General features: G+C 40.1%; 1 protein-coding gene. It reads left to right on the forward strand.

The window, feature by feature from the left end; genetic code table 11:
- Positions 1-267 (forward strand): thioredoxin family protein (locus Q5L94_RS13765; protein WP_317498919.1); only part of this gene is annotated, 267 nt, incomplete at both ends.

A 267-nucleotide genomic window follows, 5' to 3' on the forward strand; every position in this document is an offset into this window, starting at 1 on the left:
CTTATACTTGGCTTGTGCTTTCGGAAGGATGGTGTGGTGATGCTGCACAAATTCTTCCAATTCTGCATAAAATGTCTGAACTGAATTCAAATATCGATTTGAAACTGGTGTTTAGAGATGAGAATCCTGAATTGATGGATCAATTTCTAACAAATGGTGGTAAGGCGATTCCGAAATTGATTGTTCTAAATTCCGATCACAAAGTTGTTGCGCATTGGGGTCCACGCCCTGCTGCTGCTCTCAAGCTAATTGTAGATTATAAAGCAG

It is taken from the genome of Idiomarina sp. Sol25 (genome assembly GCF_033052775.1).
Classification (GTDB): Bacteria; Pseudomonadota; Gammaproteobacteria; order Enterobacterales; family Alteromonadaceae; genus Idiomarina.